Annotated in this window: 18 protein-coding genes and 2 pseudogenes; 14 read left to right on the top strand and 6 right to left on the bottom strand. The window is 33.1% G+C overall.

The annotated features are described in order from the left end of the window. The first annotated feature begins 1 nt into the window (after position 1). The 7 genes from P5P87_RS22880 (at position 2) to P5P87_RS22850 (ending at position 5,583) form a co-directional block, all read left to right on the top strand. Positions 2-577 (top strand): sugar O-acetyltransferase, encoded by a 576-nt coding sequence (locus tag P5P87_RS22880; RefSeq protein ID WP_177212461.1) that lies wholly within the window; start codon positions 2-4, stop codon positions 575-577. Then, positions 577-966, top strand: a complete 390-nt coding sequence (gene gloA2, locus P5P87_RS22875; RefSeq protein ID WP_278020715.1) for an SMU1112c/YaeR family gloxylase I-like metalloprotein — start codon at positions 577-579, stop codon at positions 964-966. The genes P5P87_RS22880 and gloA2 overlap by 1 nt, the downstream gene beginning before the upstream one ends. A 344-nt stretch (positions 967-1,310) precedes the next feature. Next, on the top strand, positions 1,311-2,594 hold the full coding sequence (locus tag P5P87_RS22870) for a chloride channel protein (RefSeq protein WP_278020714.1): 1,284 nt from the start codon (positions 1,311-1,313) through the stop codon (positions 2,592-2,594). Positions 2,595-2,686: 92 nt separating this feature from the next. Next, positions 2,687-3,286 carry an HPP family protein gene (locus tag P5P87_RS22865; protein ID WP_278020713.1) on the top strand — a complete coding sequence of 200 codons (600 nt, stop codon included), beginning with the start codon at positions 2,687-2,689 and terminating at the stop codon, positions 3,284-3,286. Positions 3,287-3,479: 193 nt separating this feature from the next. Beyond that, positions 3,480-4,022 (top strand): IS1096 element passenger TnpR family protein, encoded by a 543-nt coding sequence (locus P5P87_RS22860; protein ID WP_198856663.1) that lies wholly within the window; start codon positions 3,480-3,482, stop codon positions 4,020-4,022. A 99-nt stretch (positions 4,023-4,121) separates the two neighbouring features. Beyond that, positions 4,122-4,481: a four helix bundle protein gene (locus tag P5P87_RS22855; RefSeq protein ID WP_198856664.1), complete on the top strand. Its 360-nt coding sequence runs from the start codon at positions 4,122-4,124 to the stop codon at positions 4,479-4,481. Positions 4,482-4,524: 43 nt separating this feature from the next. Continuing rightward, positions 4,525-5,583 carry a nucleoid-associated protein gene (locus P5P87_RS22850; RefSeq protein ID WP_278020712.1) on the top strand — a complete coding sequence of 353 codons (1,059 nt, stop codon included), beginning with the start codon at positions 4,525-4,527 and terminating at the stop codon, positions 5,581-5,583. Positions 5,584-5,671: 88 nt separating this feature from the next. On the opposite strand, the gene P5P87_RS22845 is transcribed toward P5P87_RS22850, so the two are convergent. The 3 genes from P5P87_RS22845 to P5P87_RS22835 form a co-directional block, all read right to left on the bottom strand. Continuing rightward, a complete protein-coding gene (locus P5P87_RS22845; protein WP_278020711.1) occupies positions 5,672-6,034 on the bottom strand; it encodes a TetR family transcriptional regulator C-terminal domain-containing protein in 363 nt (120 codons plus the stop codon). Beyond that, complete coding sequence (locus P5P87_RS22840; protein WP_278020710.1) at positions 6,021-6,254, bottom strand: TetR/AcrR family transcriptional regulator; 234 nt, start codon at positions 6,252-6,254, stop codon at positions 6,021-6,023. Before P5P87_RS22840 ends, P5P87_RS22845 begins: the two co-directional genes overlap by 14 nt. Before the next feature lie 71 nt (positions 6,255-6,325). Continuing rightward, complete coding sequence (locus P5P87_RS22835) at positions 6,326-7,078, bottom strand: glucose 1-dehydrogenase (protein ID WP_278020709.1); 753 nt, start codon at positions 7,076-7,078, stop codon at positions 6,326-6,328. A gap of 226 nt (positions 7,079-7,304) precedes the next feature. Here P5P87_RS22835 and P5P87_RS22830 point away from each other — a divergent pair, with 226 nt between their 5' ends. After that, positions 7,305-9,674: a GAF domain-containing protein gene (locus P5P87_RS22830; RefSeq protein WP_278020708.1), complete on the top strand. Its 2,370-nt coding sequence runs from the start codon at positions 7,305-7,307 to the stop codon at positions 9,672-9,674. A 58-nt stretch (positions 9,675-9,732) separates the two neighbouring features. Here the strand turns inward: P5P87_RS22830 and P5P87_RS22825 are convergent. Further along, positions 9,733-10,910: pseudogene (locus tag P5P87_RS22825) on the bottom strand (Pycsar system effector family protein). Between the two features lie 26 nt (positions 10,911-10,936). Here P5P87_RS22825 and P5P87_RS22820 point away from each other — a divergent pair. From P5P87_RS22820 to P5P87_RS22810, 3 genes are read left to right on the top strand one after another with little or no spacing between them, the layout of a single operon-like run. Next, the gene (locus tag P5P87_RS22820; RefSeq protein WP_278020707.1) at positions 10,937-13,834 is read left to right on the top strand and encodes a metallophosphoesterase; all 2,898 of its coding nucleotides are present in this window, start codon (positions 10,937-10,939) and stop codon (positions 13,832-13,834) included. Further along, a complete protein-coding gene (locus P5P87_RS22815) occupies positions 13,791-14,204 on the top strand; it encodes a hypothetical protein (protein ID WP_278020706.1) in 414 nt (137 codons plus the stop codon). Before P5P87_RS22820 ends, P5P87_RS22815 begins: the two co-directional genes overlap by 44 nt. Then, complete coding sequence (locus tag P5P87_RS22810; RefSeq protein WP_278020705.1) at positions 14,146-14,733, top strand: hypothetical protein; 588 nt, start codon at positions 14,146-14,148, stop codon at positions 14,731-14,733. The genes P5P87_RS22815 and P5P87_RS22810 overlap by 59 nt, the downstream gene beginning before the upstream one ends. A 73-nt stretch (positions 14,734-14,806) precedes the next feature. On the opposite strand, the gene P5P87_RS22805 is transcribed toward P5P87_RS22810, so the two are convergent. Both P5P87_RS22805 and P5P87_RS22800 read right to left on the bottom strand, forming a co-directional pair. Next, on the bottom strand, positions 14,807-15,664 hold the full coding sequence (locus tag P5P87_RS22805; RefSeq protein ID WP_278020704.1) for an SdiA-regulated domain-containing protein: 858 nt from the start codon (positions 15,662-15,664) through the stop codon (positions 14,807-14,809). 97 nt (positions 15,665-15,761) lie between these two features. After that, entirely contained in the window at positions 15,762-16,814 is a 1,053-nt protein-coding gene (locus P5P87_RS22800; protein ID WP_198856672.1) for a hypothetical protein, read from the bottom strand. A 106-nt stretch (positions 16,815-16,920) separates the two neighbouring features. On the opposite strand from P5P87_RS22800, the gene P5P87_RS22795 reads away from it, so the two are divergent. The 3 genes and pseudogenes from P5P87_RS22795 to P5P87_RS22785 all read left to right on the top strand — a co-directional run bounded on the left by P5P87_RS22795 (position 16,921) and on the right by P5P87_RS22785 (position 21,035). Then, the gene (locus P5P87_RS22795; protein WP_278020703.1) at positions 16,921-17,832 is read left to right on the top strand and encodes an ABC transporter ATP-binding protein; all 912 of its coding nucleotides are present in this window, start codon (positions 16,921-16,923) and stop codon (positions 17,830-17,832) included. A gap of 3 nt (positions 17,833-17,835) precedes the next feature. Further along, positions 17,836-18,673, top strand: a pseudogene (locus P5P87_RS22790) (ABC transporter permease). Positions 18,674-18,686: 13 nt separating this feature from the next. Beyond that, positions 18,687-21,035: a choice-of-anchor L domain-containing protein gene (locus tag P5P87_RS22785; protein ID WP_278020702.1), complete on the top strand. Its 2,349-nt coding sequence runs from the start codon at positions 18,687-18,689 to the stop codon at positions 21,033-21,035. The last annotated feature ends 100 nt before the right edge of the window (positions 21,036-21,135 follow it).

The raw sequence follows: 21,135 nt of genomic DNA, 5'->3' as shown, positions 1-21,135 counted from the left end.
TATGAAAACAGAAAAAGAAAAAATGATCTCTGGCGAATATTATAATGCCTTTGATCCCGAATTAGTAAAAGGACGCCGTGCGGCAAAAAACCTTTTACACAGCTTAAATGTAAAAGAATATCGAGTTACCAAAAAAGCAAAAGAGATTCTAAAAGAATTAATTCCAAATGCTGGAGCCGGTCTTTATATTGAACCTCCTTTTCATTGTGATTACGGTTACAATATTTTTGCTGGCGAAAATGTTTATTTTAATGTGAATTGTGTGGTTTTAGACTGTGCGCCAGTAAATATTGGCTCAAATGTATTTATTGCGCCAAATGTTCAGATTTATACTGCTTCGCATCCGCTTGACGCTGAGTTGAGAAAAACGCTTGAAAACGCATATCCCGTTACAATTGGCGACGATTGCTGGATTGGCGGAAATTCGGTTATTTGTCCAGGAGTAACAATCGGAAAAGGCTGTGTTATTGGAGCCGGATCTGTGGTTACAAAAGATATTCCAGACAATTCGCTTGCTGTTGGAAATCCGGCAAAAGTTATTCGAAAATTAAATCAAGAACCTGAATCAAAAAAATAATGCTTACCCTTAATAAAGTTCATCATATTGCCATTTTATGTTCCGATTACGAAAAATCGAAATATTTCTATACTCAGATTTTAGGCTTAACCATTATTCGTGAAATTTACCGCGAAGAACGCCAATCTTATAAATTAGATTTGGCTTTAAATGGCTCTTATGTTGTGGAGTTATTTTCATTTCCAAATCCGCCACAAAGACCTTCAAGACCAGAAGCGGTTGGTTTAAGACATTTGGCATTTGAAGTTATTAATCTAGAAGACACGATTGCTTTTTTAACTTCAAAAAACATAGAATCGGAACCTATCAGAATTGATGAAACAACTGAAAAACGTTTCACTTTTATTGCTGATCCAGATTTGTTGCCGATTGAGTTTTATGAGCGTTAGGCTTTTTTCTGCCTCGAAGGCGCTAAGACGCTAAGTTTTTTTATTTAAAACCACGACTAAACAGGCAGTTTGTCATTTCGACGAAGGAGAAATCTCCGCAAGTAACTCCGCAATCAAAATCGCTAATCTTTGTAGAGCTTCTCACGGAGATTTCTCCTTCGTCGAAATGACAAACAATGAGAGCAATCTTTGCGTCTTAGCGCCTTTGTGGCACAACCACGCATCGACAGAATTTTCCTGTTTATATCCATTTTAACACACTAAAATGAATATTTCCTAGAAAAAACCGAATTTGATACTTAATTTTGTAATCCGCAGAAAAAAATGCGATTCTCAAACTTATAATGATGAACAAAACGGCGCAAATCAAAAAAAATCATCAATTAATCAAACTCCGAAAATTAGTTATTGTTTCTATTTTAATTGGCTTTCTTTCTGCCTTTCTCGGAATTTCACTAAAAAAAATAACCGAATATTACGAAGAAATCTTCTTTCACGAGGTTTCTGTTCATCCAATATTTTATATTGTTTTCCCTGTTTTTGGATTATCAGTGATTTATTTTCTTAGACAATATCTTTTTAAGAAAAAAGAAAACAAAGGAATCAAAGAAGTTTTTGAAAGCACTGCATCAAAATCTAAAAATCTGCCTTCTTATAAAATTCCATCTCACTTCATAAACGGATTATTGACCGTTATTTTTGGAGGTTCTACTGGAATTGAAGTTTCTACCGTTGTAGCAACAGCAACTATTGGTTCTGTAGCACACGAAAAAGAAAATGTTTTCCGTCAATACAAAACAGAACTTATCTGTGCGGGAGTTGCGGCAGGAGTTACAGCACTTTTCAGCAGTCCAATTGCAGGAGTTTTATTTGCTTTCGAAGTAATTTCTAGAAAAGTAACGCGAGCATTTATCATTTCAAATTTAATTGCAGTTTCTATCGCATTTGGTTTGCTAACGATTTTAAAAGAAGAACCTTTATTTGCAGTTTCTATTTCAACTTGGCATTTAAAAGCGATTCCGTACTTTATTCTTTTAGGAATTTTAGCTGGAATGAATTCTGTTTATCTAACACGTTGTGTTTTATTCTTCAAATCGCAATTTGGTAAAATCGGCACACATTATTATAAAATCATTTTAGGATCTGCTGTTTTAAGCCTTTCCTTATTCTTTTTCCCTCAATTATACGGAGAAGGTTATCACGCGATAAAAGGGATTTTCGGAAATGCACATCAAACTCAATTGACGATAACTTTAGCTTTTACTTTCATTGGTATTTTAATTCTAAAACCAATTGTAACTTCTATTACATTGGCTTCTGGCGGTGACGGAGGTGTTTTCGCGCCAAGTTTATTTATCGGAGCCTTTTTAGGATTATTACTGGCTTCTATCTTAAATAGCTTTTTTCATGTAAATGTAATTCCAGTTAACTTTATGATTATCGGAATGGCTGCGGTTCTAAGCGCCAGTATTCATGCGCCTTTTACAGCTATTTTTCTGGTTTGCGGTTTAACAAACGATTATACTTTGTTTTTACCTATCATGGTTGTTTGCCTGATTTCAAAATACACGGCAAAAATGATTTATCCGTACACCGTATACAGTTATTCTCCAAGTTTAATTAAGTAAAACTGTAACCTACAAGATTTACAAAACAATAAAAAACAATATACAGCAAAGTATATTTAAAAGCATAACGAGTAAAATATAATACCACAATAATGCCAACTGAAAAAATAAAAAGAAGCTACCGCAAAACACGTTACATTCTTTATAAAGAAACTTTAATCGATTATAAAGAGCATTTTTGGTCCTTTTTAGGTTCGTTTGTCGGAATTGGGATTCTTTCTTATCTCGATGCTTCACAATTTGCAGGAAGTGATGTGCTCTTTTTAATTGGTTCTTTTGGTGCGTCGAGTGTTTTGATTTATGGAATTATACAAAGTCCGTTTTCACAGCCGAGAAATCTAGTGGGCGGACATCTTATTTCGGCTTTTATTGGAGTTACCATCAATAAATTGGTTCCAGACATTGTTTGGATTTCGGCTCCGCTGGCTGTTTCTCTATCTATAATTTTTATGCAGATTACCAAAACACTTCACCCGCCAGGTGGCGCAACGGCATTAATTGCAGTAACGGGCTCTGCTCAAATAAAAGGTTTAGGCTATATGTATGTGATTTCTCCCGTATTAACAGGCGTTTCGATCTTACTTATAACTGCTTTGATTTTTAATAATATGACTTCAAGCAGAACTTACCCAAGTCACAGCACTTATCATAAGCATTATCATAAAATTAGAAAAAGATTATCTAGGAAATAGTTGCCCGATATATCCCAACTGTCACCCTGAGCGGAGTCGAAGGGTTTACCTATTGAAAAAAGACTTCGACTTCGCTCAGCCAAACAAACTAATTGAAAATTAACTTTCTAAAATCTTTTCAACAAATCGTAATTCGTGATTCGAATTTCGTTTTTTATATTTTACCTTTGACCTCTCAATAAAAACAAAGATTATGGTTTATAAATTTAGAGTTATTCTAGACGCCGAAGAAGATATTTTTAGAGACATTGCTATTCTTGAGGAAGATACACTTGAGGATTTACACAATGCAATCTTCAATGCTTTTGGCTTTGACGGATCAGAAGTGGCTTCATTTTATACTTGTGATGACACTTGGAATCAGGAAGATGAAATTCCGCTTTTTGATACGGGAGATGTTCCTGGCGAAATAAGAACCATGAACGATTATCCGTTATCTAGTATCTTAGACAAAGAAAACACAAAGATTATCTACGTTTACGATTTCATCAGTATGTGGACATTCTTAGTCGAATTGGCTGCTGTAGAAGACGAAACCGTTGGAGCAACTTACCCTGAAACTTTATTCTCTCACGGTGAAATGCCAGACGAAGCTCACGAAAAAAACTTCGAAGCCGATGACATGCACGATGATATCTACGGAGAATTTGAAGACGACCTAGACGAAGACGATCTTGACATGTTCGAAGGAGACGACAGCTTCGAAGATTATGGATTTGAGGAGAATTGGAATTAGTTTTTTTAAGGTTCTAAGGTTCTGAGACGCTAAGGTTCTAAGGTTTTATTTTTGAAAGTTTTTTCTTGTTTTTAATTCTTCGAATTAAAAATATTGAGCATGAGCAATTTTAGAACTTTATTGGTTTGGCAGAAATCTATGACCTTGATTACCAAAATTTATTCCCTAACAAACAAATTTCCCAAAGAAGAAGTCTTCGGATTAACTTCACAAATTAGACGCAGTTCAATTTCTATTCCGAGTAATATTGCAGAAGGATTTGGCAGAGAAAGCGATAAAGAACTTTTACGTTTTTTAAACATTTCTGTAGGATCATTATTCGAAATGCAGACTCAGTTAGAAATTGCTAAAAATATATCTTATTTAAAAGAAGACGATTTTAACAAATTATATGAGGACAGTCGCGAAGTAGAAAGAATGTTAGTTTCTTTTATTAAAAAAATAAAAGAAAGAAACTAAACCTTAGTACCTTAGCTTCTCAGAACCTCAGAACCTTACACACATGATAAATCTTTTCAATACCCACATCGACACGCTGTCAATACACCGCGTAGGAAACAAAAGCCGTAACGAAGCAATTTTTTTATCGGAGCAACCATTTAATTTAAATGACGAGATCGTTCCTTTAATAAAAGAATTCTTTTTTAAGCCTTTTAGAGAAAAAGAAGAAAACTATTATCAGTTTGCACACGAAGTGGACTTGGATTACAACGACATGTTTAAATATGCAACTGAGATTTTTGCTAATCCGTCAAATGTTCATGAGGTTTCTAAGAACATCACGAAGCATTTATTTGAGCAGTCAAATCACCCGCACATTAAAAACGGAGAGGTTTACGTAACTTATTTAACGAATTTAAGCATTGATAATAATGTAGTTGATGCCATCGGTATTTTTAAAAGCGAATTACAAGCCGACTTTTTACAGTTTGAAGAAAACGGAAGCAACCTTGAAATGATTTTACAGCAAGGAATCAATTTGAGTAAACTAGATAAAGGATGTTTGATTTTCAACTATAAAAAAGAAGAAGGATACAAAATCTTAACTGTAGACAGCAACCGTTATGATGCACGCTATTGGTTAGAGCACTTTTTATCTGTTGATGCTTTTGAAGATGAAAATTTCATCACTAAAAAATATTTAAAGTTCTGTCAAAACTTCGCAAAAGATGTTGTTTTGCCAGCAGAAGACAAGAAAGAGGAAGTAATGTTTATGAACCGATCTGTGAATTATTTCGCTAAAAATGATCAGTTTGAAGAGCAGAATTTCTTGAATGAAGTAATTGATAACCCTGATTTGATCCCTGAATTTAAAAACTATAAAGTTGATAAAGGAGAAAAATACAGCATCGAAGATGTTACCTCATTCCCTATTGCCAACGCAGCAGTTTCTGACGCTAGAAAATCGATTAAAAACGTTATTAATTTGGATACTCACATTCAGATTAAAATGGATTTTATTAATCCTGAAAGTGCAGAAAAATTTGTTGAAAAAGGCTGGGATGAAGAAAAACAAATGTATTACTACTTAGTTTACTTCAATAAAGAAGAGAAAAACTAAGGGTTTTCATTTTCTATTACTTACTTATTAATACAGAAAACGGCAGTTACATTTGTAATTGCCGTTTTTTATTGTCTAAATTTTAATGTTACAAAACCGAAAATACGGCTTTTACAATATCATCATAAACTTGTTTGTTTCTTTCTCCAGCGCGAGCCAAAACTCGAATTCCGGAGTAATTATTAAAGATAAATCGCGCCAAAACTTTTGCATCCAACTGTTTGGAAATATCTCCTGCCTCCTGCCCTTTTTTAACGGCATTTGTAAAAACTTCTTCCATAGTTTGGCTATTGTCTTTTACAATTTTGGCAATTTCTTCATCATGCATTGCTAGTTCTACAGAAGAATTAACCATAAAACAGCCTTTTGTAATTCGGTCTTCTAAACTTTCGAGCACAGCTTGCTTAAAAATAGTCAACAAAGTTTCTTTGACATTCTCAGACTTTTCCAAAAGTTCTTTGACCGCATCTTGAGCTTGTTGCTGATAACGCTGTAAAGATTTTGTAAACAATTGCTCGCTTATCTCCAAAAGTATCATACAAACTAGAACGGCTTAAACCTAAATGCGTCACCAAATCTTGAGCAGAAGTGCCGTTATAACCTTTGTGCCAAAAAATTTCGATTGCTTTATCCAAAGCCTGATCTTCATTAAATTCTTTCGTTCTAGCCATGACATTCAAATTAAATTCATCTACAAAGATACAAAAATACGGAACAATCGTTCCTGAATTGGTCAAAAAAATTATACTACAGCATTTACTGTGAGTCCACCATCAACTACAATTTCAGTTCCAGTTATGAATGATGCATCATCTGAAGCTAAGAACGAAACTGTTTTTGCAATTTCAGCAGACTGAGCAAAACGTTTTAATAAAATTTTCTCTCCTAAAATAGTTCCAAATCCTTCTACTTCTTCTTTTTGCAAACCTAATTTTCCATACAATGGAGTTTCGACTGGTCCTGGAGAAACAGCATTTACTCTAATTTTTCTTGGAGCTAATTCTGTTGCAAATACTTTGTTTAAAGATAAAACTGCCGCTTTACTCGCTGCATATACACTTGAATTTGGCATTCCGACATGAGCGTTTACTGAAGTATTGAAAATGATCGAACCTCCATCGTTTAAAATTGGCAACACTTTTTGAACTGTAAAATACACTCCTTTTACGTTGACATTCATAATACTGTCATAATGATCTTCTGAAGCTGAATCTAGCGGTGCAAAAGCCGCAATTCCAGCATTCAAGAATAAAATATCAACTTTACCAAATTTTGATTTTACTTCTTCAACCAAGTTGTCAATTGATTTTAAATCTGATTGATCGGCTACAATTCCAGTAACATTCAATTCTTTTTCCGCTTTTGCCAAAGCTTCTTTGTTTCTTCCTGTTACAATTACTTTTGCCCCTTTTGTCGCTAAATCTGCTGCGGCTGCGTATCCAATTCCACTGTTTCCACCTGTCACGATTGCTACTTTGTTTTCTAAATTTTTCATTTTATTTATTATTTAAGTTATTGATTATTCAATTATTATGATACAAAGATATAATAATGGAACGATCGTTCCGTTATTATTAAAGTTAATTTTATGTTAAAATATTTAACTTAGAATAGAAACGCCCGTCAAATAAGGAATTATCTATAGAATGATAAACGAAAGAAATCGCAAAATGAGGCTGATTCTTAATTTATGCTTAATTTTGCATTAAAAAATAACTCAGATGGATATTCAATTTTTCAAAGAAAGTCCTTTTACCACTATAATTTCATTTCACAAGCTAATTGAATCTTTTGAAGAAATTGCACAGTCAGACGTTGATTACAGATCCAACTATGCTAAAGCAATTTTAGAACAAATTGAATTAATTCCGGAACTAAGGACTGGAATCCAGGATTATTCGGTTATCAAAAACAATGAAGCTTTAATTAAAAATATATTAGCCGATTTATTTCCGACTGCATTGACGCATAACGAAATAAAAGCGGTAACGATTCCTTTTCAAAACATCTCCTTTAATTATACAGAGCGTTTCAAAAAAATCCTCAAAAATGCAGGTGACGAATTTTATATGGAAATTCGTGATTTTAGCGAGCATCAATTCTATATCAATAACTGCTGTTTAATTTTAAGCAGTTATTACAAACAGCATATCGATTTCAATCAGCCATTTTTCTATGACATTCCAGATGAAAATGGTATTGAAAAGCATTATCGTATTTTATACAATGCTGATTTTATGGAAATTATTCCGACTGAAAACGCTGTTCCTTTAACTCAGGAAGATATCGATCAACTACTAGATAATTACAACGATATTAATCTATGGAAATCCAAATTTCCAAAAGGAAGCTGGATTTTAAGAGGTTTTGGTATTGTTTCTTTATTTGATGCCACAACAGAAAGTGCTATTTCTATATTGAAAAGCAGTTTACTAAAACCTGGCCCAAAAACAGTAGCCACAGATCAGGAAGTTTCTAATATTTTTCAGTCGATTTTTAATCTCCCAAATTTAAAAGTAGGATTTATTATCTATAATCCTGAGGAAGAGAAATTTATGCGACCTGCAAAATACGAGAATCAGATGAAGAGCTTTCTGCTTTCTGCTGATCAGGAAGTAGATTGCAAAAATGCTTTTTTTGGATGTTCTTTCGAAAATTTATTAGACAATAAAGAACCTTTTGTAATATCTAATGTTAGCAAATTCACTGAAGAACAGACGAATAAAAAACTTGGCGAGCATTTACTTTCACAAGGTATCCAAAGTTGCATATTTGCACCAGTTATAAAAAACGGGCATTTATTAGGAGTTGTAGAATTAGTTTCTCAAAATACACGAGATCTTAATAGTGTAAATGCAACAAAACTAGATTTGGTTCTGCCATACTTAACCGATACGATTGATCGTGTTAATACCGATATGCAACATCAGATTGAAGCGATTATTCAGCGAGAATATACTACAATACATCCAAGCGTTTATTGGAAATTTAAAAGAGAATCGCAGAATTACTTTCAGAATATGAATCATACCAAAGATTATATTTTTAAAGAAATTGTCTTTAAAAATGTATATCCGCTGTATGGCCAAATTGATATTAAAGGTTCTTCTGAGCATCGTAATGAAACGGTAAAAATTGATTTGAAAAGTCAATTGACAGCTCTTATGGAAATCTTTGATAATCAAGAAGAAAACTCAAATTTAGTTCTTCTTGAACAAAGAAAATTTGAATTGGAATCGCTTCGAAGCGAATTGGATTATCCATTAAAAGCAGATACCGAACAGCATATACAACGTTATATCGAAGAAGAAATTCATCCAATATTGAAAAACACAAAAAGTAATGCTAAATCTGAGAAGTTAGAGCAATTATACTTTGATAGTCTAGACGAAAAAACAGGAATGTTTTATCAGGAAAGAAAGAAATTTGACAATGCCATGTCGATCATCAATAAAAGATTGGCAACGGTTTTGGATAGAAAACAAGTTGAAGCACAACAGATTTATCCGCATTATTATGAGCGTTTTAAAACGGATGGCGTTGAACACAATTTGTATATTGGAGCTTCAATTGCGCCAACAAAACCATTTGATATCATGTATTTGCATAATCTTCGTTTATGGCAATTGCAAACTTTATGCGAAATGGAATTGGAACACCATGAACTTAAAGAATCTCTTCCATACGAATTAGATGTTACTTCTTTAATTCTCGTTTTCAGTTCTGCACTTTCTATCCGTTTCAGAATGGATGAAAAACGTTTTGATGTAGACGGAACTTATAATGCAAGATATGAAGTTGTTAAAAAACGAATTGATAAATCGCATATTAAAGGAACAAACGAAAGAATTACTGAGAAAGAGAAAATTACAATTGTATATTCTCAAAATAGCGAAGAAGCAGAATATTTAAAATATATTAAATATTTACAGCACAAGAAAATTCTTGAACCTTCTATTGAACAATTTGAAGTTGAAGATCTTCAGGGAGTTTCTGGTTTGAGAGCAATTCGTGTCAAAGTAATCAACAATAATTCAAACCCAGGAATTAAGAAAATAACTTATCAGGATTTATTAGATGAGCTCAACTAAATAGTTGAGCTTTTTTTTGCAACTTAACGTTTAAAAACTTTGTCAAAGTTAATTAGCTTTAAATAGACTTAAAAGCAATGACAAACGCAATCACCGTTATGATAATTCCGAACATAAAAAAGTTATAGGCAATTCGGAGTAAATTATATTTTCGCTGTAAAACCAATCCTAGATAATACAAATCTTTAATCATAGTTGAATAGAGATAATCACGATCTTTCATCATTTCATTCATTGCCCAATCATAATCTTCTAAAGGCATTTTGTAGAAATTTCCAAAAAACATCAGATTCACTTTTTTTAGCTTCAACATCGTCTCTCGTAAAAAAACCAGAAGTTACTTTTGGACGTGTAGAAAGAATGGCAAAAATAATTGTAATCACACTCGACATCAGCATAATAAACGTCGGCACAACCAAATGCGCATTTTTTGGACTGTCTAATTTTGGAATAATAGACGATAAAGCAATCGAGATGATAATTGCATTTACAGACAATAAAATATTGGCTTTACTATCAGCAATTCCGCTTAAACGAGTATGATTCCCTAGCGTAACACGAAATAAAGTATCGATTCCACGATCTGGTTTTTCGGTTTTATCCTTCTTTTTATCTTCTTCTAGTGTGGCAGCGGCTTTCAATTCTTGTTTATTGATCTTTTTCTGAATCATTAATAGATTTTTTTCTTTCAGAGGTTGCCATTTTCTTAAAGCATAATCGGTATAAAAGCGATGTTTATTCAATAAAAAATTTAAGTTTTCTCTTGTCCATTCCGCGTTAGAGAAACTAACTATTCCAGCATTTTTTAATTCCAGACGAAGCAATTCGCAAGTTGTAGCATATTCAGCTCCCATTAAATGGGCGTAATCTGCATCACGGATAATTTTCTCTAAATGCGTTTTAGGTTCATATTCTTTAACTGTAGCCAGAATTAAACTAGAAACTAAAGCAATAAATTCTTCCGATTTTCCTTTTTCGCGCAAAAAGTTGGCGACTATTTCAGTGCTTTTCTTTTCATGATTTTCATATCCTTCAATATATCCCGTGTCGTGAAACCATCGCTGCAACCAAAAGAGCTTCTTTATCCTCACCTTCTACATCTTCTTTTTTGCAAAGTTCTTTTACCGCAGTAACCACGGTAAAAGTATGATTAAAATTATGGTAAGAATATAAATTAGAAAGTTTATCTTTGAGTAAATTACCGACAAAATCTTCGGATTGTTCTATTAGATTCATAAAGAATATTTTTATACCACTAAATTATGAAATTGTTTTTGGATAATCATTTTATTGCTAAGATTAAAAATTACTCTTTGGCAATTATGGCCCTATTCATCGTTTATTCTTGTGCAACGCGCAAACCTCAATACGGAAAAAATGTTAGTGCCACTGAAACAGAAAACGCTACAGATACGATACAAATTGCACATACTTTTTTTCTTGTTGGAGATGCTGGAAATGCCGATGAAGAGCAAGCACAGCATACACTGGAGCTTTTACATCAAAAGTTAAAAAAAGCGAGCAAAAAATCGACGCTTCTTTTTTTAGGCGACAATATTTATCCGAAAGGTTTTCCTGGCAACAAACATCCTGAAGACAAAGCCTTAGCAGAAACCAAACTGACCAATCAATTAAAATTGACCAAAGACTTTAAAGGAAAAACAATTGTAATTCCTGGAAATCATGACTGGTACAGTGGCATTAAAGGTTTAGAACGTCAGGCCGATTTTGTTACAAAATATTTAAACGATAAAAAAAGTTTTCTTCCGAGAAAATCATGCCCTATTGAAACTGTAAAAATTGACAGCACTACAGCTTTGATAGTTGTTGATAGTGAATGGTTTCTAGAAAATTGGAACGATCATCCGACTATAAATGACAATTGCGAAATTAAAACCAGAGAAGCTTTTTTTGAAGAACTTGAAGGTCAATTGAACAAAAATCAAGAAAAAACAGTTGTCTTAGCAATTCACCATCCGTTACTAAGCAATGGAACACATGGCGGTCAATTTTCGTTAGAAAAACAATTATTCCCTTTAGAACAAAAAATTCCTCTTCCTGTAATTGGCTCATTCATCAATTTATTGCGAAAAACATCTGGCGTTAGTCCGCAGGATATTCAAAACAAGCAATACACAATTTATGCAAAGAGAATTAAAACGCTTTTGCAAAAACAGAAAAATGTAATAGTTGTTTCTGGACACGACCATAACCTTCAATACATAAGCAAAGAAAATATTCAGCAGATTATTAGTGGCGCAGGATCAAAATCTGAAGCCGCAAGAGCCATCAGTCCTTATGATTTTTCGTATGGAGGAAATGGTTATGCTACATTGACTATGTATAAAAGTGGCGATGCTAAAGTTTCTTATTATGGAAATGAAAACAACAAAGAGAAACTTCTTTTTGAGCGTGAAATTATAAAAGCCAAAGAAATCAACTGGGCTTCAGATATTCCAAATAATTTTCCTGCAAAAGTCACTACTTCGATTTATTCACCAAAAATGACTCAAAAAGGTGCGTTTCACAGATTTTTATTTGGCCAGCATTATAGAAAATATTACAGTCTTCCTATTGAAGCTACAACGGCAACTGTAGATACATTAAAAGGAGGTTTAAAACCAATTCGTGAAGGTGGCGGACATCAATCGGTTTCATTAAGAATGGCAGATCCTCAAGGGCGTGAGTTTATCATGCGCGCAATGAAAAAAAGCGCAACAGTGTTTTTACAATCAGTTGCTTTTAAAGACCAATACGTGGTAAATGATTTCGAGAAAACATATGCCGAAGATTTCTTATTTGATTTTTACACCACTTCTCATCCTTATGCTTCTTTTGTTATTGGCGAAATGTCTGATCAAATTGGTTTAAGACATACGAATCCTATTTTATATTATATCCCGAAGCAAAATGGTTTGGGAGAATTTAATGCAAGCTTTGGAGATCAATTATATATGGTCGAAGAAAGACCTGCTGATAATCATTTGGATGGAAAAAATTTCGGAAAACCAAGCAACATCATCGGAACTGACGATATGATGCTAAATCTTCATAAAGATGAAAAATATGTGGTTGATGAAAAAGAATATATAAAAGCTCGTTTATTTGACATTCTTATAGGAGATTGGGACAGACATAGTGATCAATGGCGTTGGGCTGAATATAAAGAAGATGGAAAAGTAATTTATAGACCAATTCCGAGAGATCGTGACCAAGCTTTTGTAAAATATGATGGTGCTTTGCTTTCACTTTTAATGAACATGCCTCCCCTTCGTCATATGCGATCTTTTAAAGGTGACAGGATCAATGTGAAATGGCTTGGCAGAGAACCTTACCCAATGGATTTGGCTTTTCTAAGAACTGCTGAAGAAAAAGAATGGGTGGAACAGGCCAAATATATTCAAGAAAACTTAACTGATGCAGATATTGATGAGGCTTTTAAAAACATGCCAAAAGAGGTTCAGGATGGAACAGTCGATGAAATCAAAGCAAAATTAAAAAGAAGAAAAAAAGATCTTCAAAAGTATGCTCGTGAATATTCTGATGTTTTAAACAGAACTGTGATGATTGCCGGAACAGACAAGAAAGATAAGTTTGTTTTGAATCATAATGTAAAAAAGGGGATTGAAATTCAGGTTTTCAGAATTAAAAAAGAAGGCGATGAATTGCTTTATGCCAAAAATGTAACCGAGGACAAAACCAAAAATCTTTGGATTTATGGATTAGATGATAATGATGTTTTTGAAGTAAAAGGAAATGAGAAATCAAACATAAAAATTCGTTTGCTTGGTGGCCAAAACAATGATACTTACAATATTGAAAACGGAAGAAAGGTTATTGTTTACGATTTCAAATCAAAAGAAAACACTTATAATCTAGATTCTAAAACACAAACGCAGTTAACAGACGATTACGATGTTAATTTATATAACTACGAAAAACCTAAGTACAATGTAATTGCGGGACTTCCAAACATTGGGTATAATCCTGATGATGGCGTAAAAATGGGAGTCAACGTAAATTATACGGTAAATAATTTCAAACAGAATCCGTACACGCAAAAGCATATTTTTAATGCATTTTACTATTTTGCTACTGGCGGTTTAGAGTTTAATTATGCTTGCACATTTCCCTGGTTTATTAGGAAAATGGGTTATTGATGTGGAATCATTGTATACGACTCCAAACTTTGCCATGAATTATTTTGGTTATGGAAATGAGTCGCAGTATAATGATGATTTAGGAATGGATTACAATCGTGTCCGTATTAGAAAATTTAATGCTTCGGGTGCCGTTCGCCATGTTGGAAGATATGGAAGTGAGTTTAGCGTTCAACCAATTTTCCAGAGAATGACAGTTGAAGATACCGAAAACAGATACATTAATATTCCTGGCATTGTAAATTCAGATGTATTTGACAGTCAGAATTACGGAAGTTTAAAAGTAAAATATCAGTTTAAAAATTCAGATTTTGCAAGAAAAACCAACTTTAGGAATGGCTTTTATGATTGCGGCGACTTGGACAGCTAATTTAGATGACACCAAGAAGAATTTCCCTACTCTAGAAAGCTTCTTAGGATTTACTCATAAAATTGATCATAACGGAAAATTGATATTGGCTACTTACGTTAAAGGAAAAGCTATTTTCAACAATAATTATGAATTCTACCAAGGTGCTTCTCTAGGCGGAGATACAGATTTACGCGGATATAGAAATGAGCGTTTCTTAGGAAGTTCTTATTTTTCTCAAAGCTCTGATTTACGTTTAAGCATTGGAAAAATCCGTAAAACTATTGTTCCTTTTACGTACGGAATTTTAGGTGGTTTCGACTACGGAAGGGTTTGGCTTGATGGTGAAGAATCAAGAAAATGGCATCAAGATTACGGCGGCGGACTTTGGCTAAATGCCATAAATGTTATTACAGCGAGAATCTCTTATTTTAAATCTCCTGATGAAATTGGAAGATTAATTTTTGGAGCAGACTTACAGCTTCTAGCTGTAGGTTCAAAGTTGCAAAGGCTCAAAGTAACAAAGTTTTTTAGCCACGAATTACACTAATTTACACTAATTTTTATTTAAATATAATTCGTGTAAATTAGTGTAATTCGTGGCTAACTTTTGATTTAGTGCCTTAAAGCTTGAACTCATAAACCTTTCCTCCTATTTTATTTGTTTTTTCGTCGGCTATAAGTAAGGTGTTGTTATCTTTAAAAACTATGGCTTCTTTTTGCGAAAAGTGATTTAGATTTAATTCTGTTTGTTTTCCTGTGTGGAATAAATCACCTTTAAAATCTTTAAACAAAAGCACTTTGTCATGACTTAATAAGGCTACTTTTTTTCCATCTGGACTAATTGAAGCACTTGTCAGCACACAATGATTATAATTGTTGCATGTTTTAAATTCTCCAATCTTTACTGCTTTCTGAGTTCCTACGGCATTTTTGATTTTGTAGATAAACGCAGTTCCGTCAAAACCTTTGCTTCTGTTTTTGGTAAAAAGATAGAAATAACCGTTTTGTTCAAAAAAACCTTCAACATCATAGAACATTTCTTTTTTCTTTGGAGGAAATTCTTTTTGTTCTGGATATGAGAATGAGATTTTATATTCGGCTTTAGCCACATCATTATTCAATTGATTTTTTGCTACTTTATAAATGCATAAATCACGTCTTTCATTATCATTATTTCCAAAATCTCCAATGTAGATATTTCCATTTTTATCTTTTGTAATATCTTCCCAATCAACATTTGTTGCATTTGAGATTGTGATTGTTTTAGCTATTTTACCTTTAGAATCAATTGCATAAATGGCGTTTTTGTTTCCGCTATCTTCCAAAGTGTAGAGAATATTGCTTTCTGGAAAATAAGTAATTCCCGAAACTTCTTTCAATTTTTTAGGTAGCGAATAAAGTTCTTTTAAATCAGAGCCAGATTGTTTCTGGCAAGCTAGTAAAGCAATTGAGCAAATAACTAAAAAAGATTTTTTCATAATATTTTTTTATTTTGCCACAGATTAAAAGAATTATAATGATTTCAAAATCTTTTTAATCTGTGAATCCCGATAACTATCGGGAGTGGCTAAAACTTTAAACTAAGTTAGTATTTTTAAAATTACGTGTAATAAATTCAAACGCAGCGTGCATCACATGTCCCATTGATTTTGCGTTTTTAAATTTCATATCATTCGTGTAACGGTACAATTCCATTTTCAGCTGTGTCAAATGCTCTTGCGTTGAAATGGTATCGTGACACATAATATTCAACAATTTTTTAATTCTCGTTTCGGCAGAATGAATACGTTTCGCCAAAATAGCTCTTTCTTCATCTTTGTACTGAATAATAGAACGTTCTTCTAATTTCTCTTTGATCAATTGAATCATTGGAAAATTTTCCTTGAAAAACTGCGGGCGATATACTTTAAAATTTCCCTCGTAACATTGCTGATCAAAATCGATCGGACGAATTTTATAGACTACTTGATCAAAATCGTGAATTGGGACAATTACGTAATTATAGGCACGCATGTCTCCCAAAAGGCGAATCATACAGCGTTCGTTAAACTTGACGAACTCTTTGGCAATTTGCGCCTTTTCCATTTCACTGCATTGGTCTAGCAACGTATCCATAAAAACATCGCCAGGAATTCCTATAATATGCTCCTCAATCAGAGTATCTTTATAAACTAGAAAGTTGATTTTATCTGGCGAAAGAATATCTTCCAATTCTAATCCATATATACGCGAAGCATCTGCTTTTTTGATGTAAAAATGAACATAGTTATCATTGAGAATATTTCGAACTTTAATTCTAAAAGGTTTCGAATTCCCGAAAGTACAATAATCAATAGCATCGACATTCAGGTATTGAATGATTTCGCTATTTCCATCAGAATGCAACAACGAATAGATTTTCTTTAGATTTAAATCAATTTCACTGCGCTCAAATTCTCCATAATATACTCGAATCCAAAGTGTATCGTTATCATGTTTATCATAAACATTTATAGAACCCGAAAAACGGAGCAAGTCATCATAAAACACAGAAACTTTAGATATACGTTCGTATCGTTCTAAGTAACTTAAAAGTGGCTGTGTTAAAGGGTAAGACGGTTTTTTTAAAACCATTAAAGGCTCGCTCATTTTGAATATCTTTATTACAAATTTACGTCAATAGGATTTAAAGTTAGAATTTAAAGTAACAAAAATCAACTTGACTCGTCATACTAAAAACTAAAACCAGAAAAATTTGGAAACCATATTAACCATTGAGAATTTAAGTAAAAGATACGGCCGAATTCAGGCTTTGAAAAATGTATCTTTTCAAATACAAAAAGGTCGCGTTTATGGCATTCTAGGGCCAAACGGCAGCGGAAAATCGACTACATTAGGAATTGTTTTGAGTGTTGTCAACAAGTCGTCTGGCAATTATAGCTGGTTTGATGGCAAAGTAGAAACGCATGAGGCTTTAAAAAAGGTTGGCGCTATTATAGAAAGACCAAATTTTTATCCGTACATGACGGCCGAACAAAACCTAAAACTGGTTTGCAAAATCAAAAACATCAATTATTCTAAAGTTAACGAAAAACTAGAATTAGTTGGTTTGAGTGAAAGAAAAGACAGCAAGTTCAGTACTTTTTCTTTAGGAATGAAACAGCGTTTGGCCATTGCATCAGCACTTTTAAACGATCCCGAAATTTTAATTCTAGACGAACCAACCAACGGATTAGATCCACAAGGAATTCATCAAATTCGAGATATCATAAAAAAAATTGCATCTCACGGAACGACAATTTTATTGGCTTCTCATTTATTGGACGAAGTAGAGAAAGTGTGCTCGCAAGTAATTGTTTTAAGAAAAGGCGAAGTTTTATATTCTGGACCTGTTGACGGAATGTCTTCAAACGAAGGTTTCTTTGAACTACAAGCCAATGACAATTTAATTCTAAAAACTGCTTTACAGGAACATCCTGCTGTAGATAGAATTGCTGAAGAAGACGGAAAAGTTTTAGTTTATATAAAATCTGATTTATCGGCTTCAGACTTAAATCAGTTCTTGTTTTCTAAAAACATTGTTTTAAGCCATTTAGTAAAACGCAAAAACAGTTTAGAAGCACAATTTTTAGAGTTAACCAAAAACGCCATCGCCCAAAAAAACTAAACCATGAAAAGACTTCTTTCTATAGAATTACAAAAAATCTGGATGAACAAAGCCAGCCGATTATTAACTTTGACCTATTTCATATTACTTTCTTTTATAGCATTAATTGCTGTTATAAAATTTGATATTGGTCCTTTTAAATTTCATTTGGCAGAAATGGGAATCTTTAATTTTCCGTTTATCTGGCATTTTAACACCTATGTTGCTCGCTTGGTTAAAATTCTTTTTAGCTATTGTAATCGTTTCAATGATGGCAAATGAGTATAGCTACGGAACTTTAAAACAGAACTTAATTGATGGTCTGAGCAAAAAAGAATTTATCTTATCTAAATTCTTAACTGTAGTTTTATTTGCTTTTGCCTCTACCGTTTTTGTTTTTATCTTGAGTTTAATTTTAGGATTATGCTTTTCTTCTTATACCGAATTCGGAATTATTTTTAGTGAGTTAGATTATCTTTTAGCCTTCTTTGTAAAACTAACCGCATTCTTTTCTTTCTGTTTATTTTTAGGAATCTTGGTAAAACGCTCTGCTTTTGCACTTGGTTTTCTTCTCGTTTGGAACATATTAGAAGCAATCATAAGAGGTTTTTTAGCTTTTAAAGTTTTCCCAAATAGTGATACAGATAAAAAGATTACACAGTTTTTACCCTTAGAATCAATGTCTAATTTGATTGTTAATCCTGGCCCAAGATTATCAGTAGTAAAAAATATTGGTTCGCAAATCGGAATTGCAACAGACGCTGATTTTAGCGTACATTATTCTGCTATTTTAATTGTTTTAGTCTGGACTTTTGTATTCATATATTTTTCTTACAAATTATTAAAAAATAGAGATTTGTAGTATATTTGTTACTATGAGTCAAATAAGAGTTTTTCTAATTCTAATTTTGTGCTGTTTTTGCTATAAAATCAGGGCACAGGATATTTCTGTAAATGATACAGCTACTCCAACAGATTTAATCCAGAATGTTTTAATAAATAGTTCTTGTGTTGATGTCGAAAGTGTAAACGCATCAGGAAACCCTACTCCAAATCAACAAAGTTATGGTTCTTTTACAGCTGGCTCAAATTTTCCTTTTCCTAGTGGAATAGTTTTAAGTACTTCTCCCAGTAAAAATGCTGAAGGTCCTTTTAACCAACAAGGTTCTAAAGGCACTCAAGTAAGAACTTGGAATGGTGATGCAGATCTTAATACTGCTTTAGGAATTAACAACAGTACACAAGCAACAGTTTTAGAATTTGATTTTATAGCACTTACCAACTCTATTAGCTTTAATTATATTTTTGCTTCGAATGAATATCAGAATAATTTTCCCTGTATATATTCTGACGGATTTGCTTTCTTAATTAAAGAAGCTGGAAGCAGTGATAATTATAAAAACCTTGCTGTTTTACCCAATACCACTACTGCGGTTTCGGCTACAACAGTACACCCAAAAATTGAAACCATAAATGGCAGTGGCGGAGAACCATTAGTTGGCTGTGAAGCAATAAACGAAAACTATTTCAATGGCTATAATACAGCTGCAAGTCCTATTAATTATGCTGGCCAAACTGTTGTGATGAATGCTTCAACAGATGTAATTCCAAACAAAAAATATCATCTAAAATTGGTTGTTGCCGATGATGTCACCCGACAATACAATTCGGCAGTTTTTATTGAGGCAGGTAGTTTTGTAACTAAAATAAATTTTGGAGAAGATAGAACTGTAGCAAATAGCAATCCTGTTTGTTATGGAGAAAACTTTTCTTTAGATACCCATTTAAGCGCAACGACATATACTTTTAAATGGTATAAAAAAGACGCTTCTAATACTTATGTCGAAATTCCTGGCGCACTATCTCCATCTTATACTGTACCATCATCTGGGGCATATAAAGTAGAAGCGACAATGAACAATACAGCATGTGTTTCTGTTGGAGAAATCACGGTTGAATTTTCTGCTCAAATCCCGTCAACAAATACTTCTTTATTACAATGTGATGATGATACAGATGGGGTTACAGTTTTTGATCTAACTAAAGTCGCTAATATTGTAAAAAACAATGATTCTCAAATTACCAATCAAGGCTATTACGAAACTTTGGCAGATGCAAAGGCAAAAACAAATCCAATTTTAAATCCGCAACGATATACTAACAAGTCACCAAATCAAATTGTTTTTGCACTACTAGAAAACACTTATGGTTGTAATACTACAGCCGAAATCACTCTAAATGTTTCTAATTCTGTCATTCCTAATCAGAACCCAATAGAAACCTGTGATGGAGATGATACTCAAGACGGTTTATATCAATTTGATTTAAGCGCAGAAGTAACTCCTCAAATTTTATCAGGTTTACCTGCAGGATTGCTAATTAATTATTTCTTGACTTCTGCAGATGCAATTACAGAAACTAATCCGTTGCCAAATATTTTTAAAAATACAACTCCAAATAGCCAAACGATTTATGCACGTGCTGCAAACGGCCCTAATTGTTACGATATAACTCCTATAGAATTAATTGTTCACACATTTGATCCTCCTAATTTTGAAGATGAAGCTCGTTATTTATGTAAAGGAGATGATATGACCTTAAGTGTAGATTCTAGTTTTAGCAGTTATATGTGGTCTAATGGAAGTACCACAAATTCTATAGTAATTAATAGTCCTGGAGACTATTCTGTAACTGTAAAAGATGCAAATGGTCGCGAAAAAACTAAAAAATTCAAAATAATTTTATCTGAACCAGCCACAATTACCGGAGCAGACGTAAAGGATTTTTCTGGAAATGACAATACTGTTGAGATCCAGTATACAGGCGCAGGGAATTATGAGTTCTCTCTTGATGGAAAAGTCTATCAGGACAGTTCCATTTTCACACAAGTAACTCCAGGTGTTTATAATGCGATTGCTAGAGATAAAAATGGCTGTGGTTTGTCAAGTTCATTTTTAATATATGTGTTAGATTATCCGCGTTTCTTTACCCCAAACGGAGATGGATATAATGATTTATGGGTAATTAAAAATATTGATCAAATGCCAGATTTTACGATTTCAATTTTTGATCGCTATGGAAAATTGCTAAAACAAATGAATCAAAATGGCACTGGATGGAACGGAATTTTTAATGGTAGAGAAATGCCTTCTGATGATTACTGGTTTACCCTTCTTTTTGTAAATGGAAAAAATGTCAAAGGACACTTTAGTTTAAAGCGATAAAATTTAAAAATTACGTCCCTAAAATCCCGAATTCCAGCTTTCCAAAACAACTCATTCCATCATAAAAAAATCCCAAACTCCAGAATTGGAATTTGGGATT

The organism is Flavobacterium ginsengisoli (assembly GCF_029625315.1).
In the GTDB taxonomy this organism is placed as follows: domain Bacteria; phylum Bacteroidota; class Bacteroidia; order Flavobacteriales; family Flavobacteriaceae; genus Flavobacterium; species Flavobacterium ginsengisoli.
Note: the sequence above shows the minus strand (reverse complement) of the source record. Positions and strands in the feature narration are given on the sequence as shown.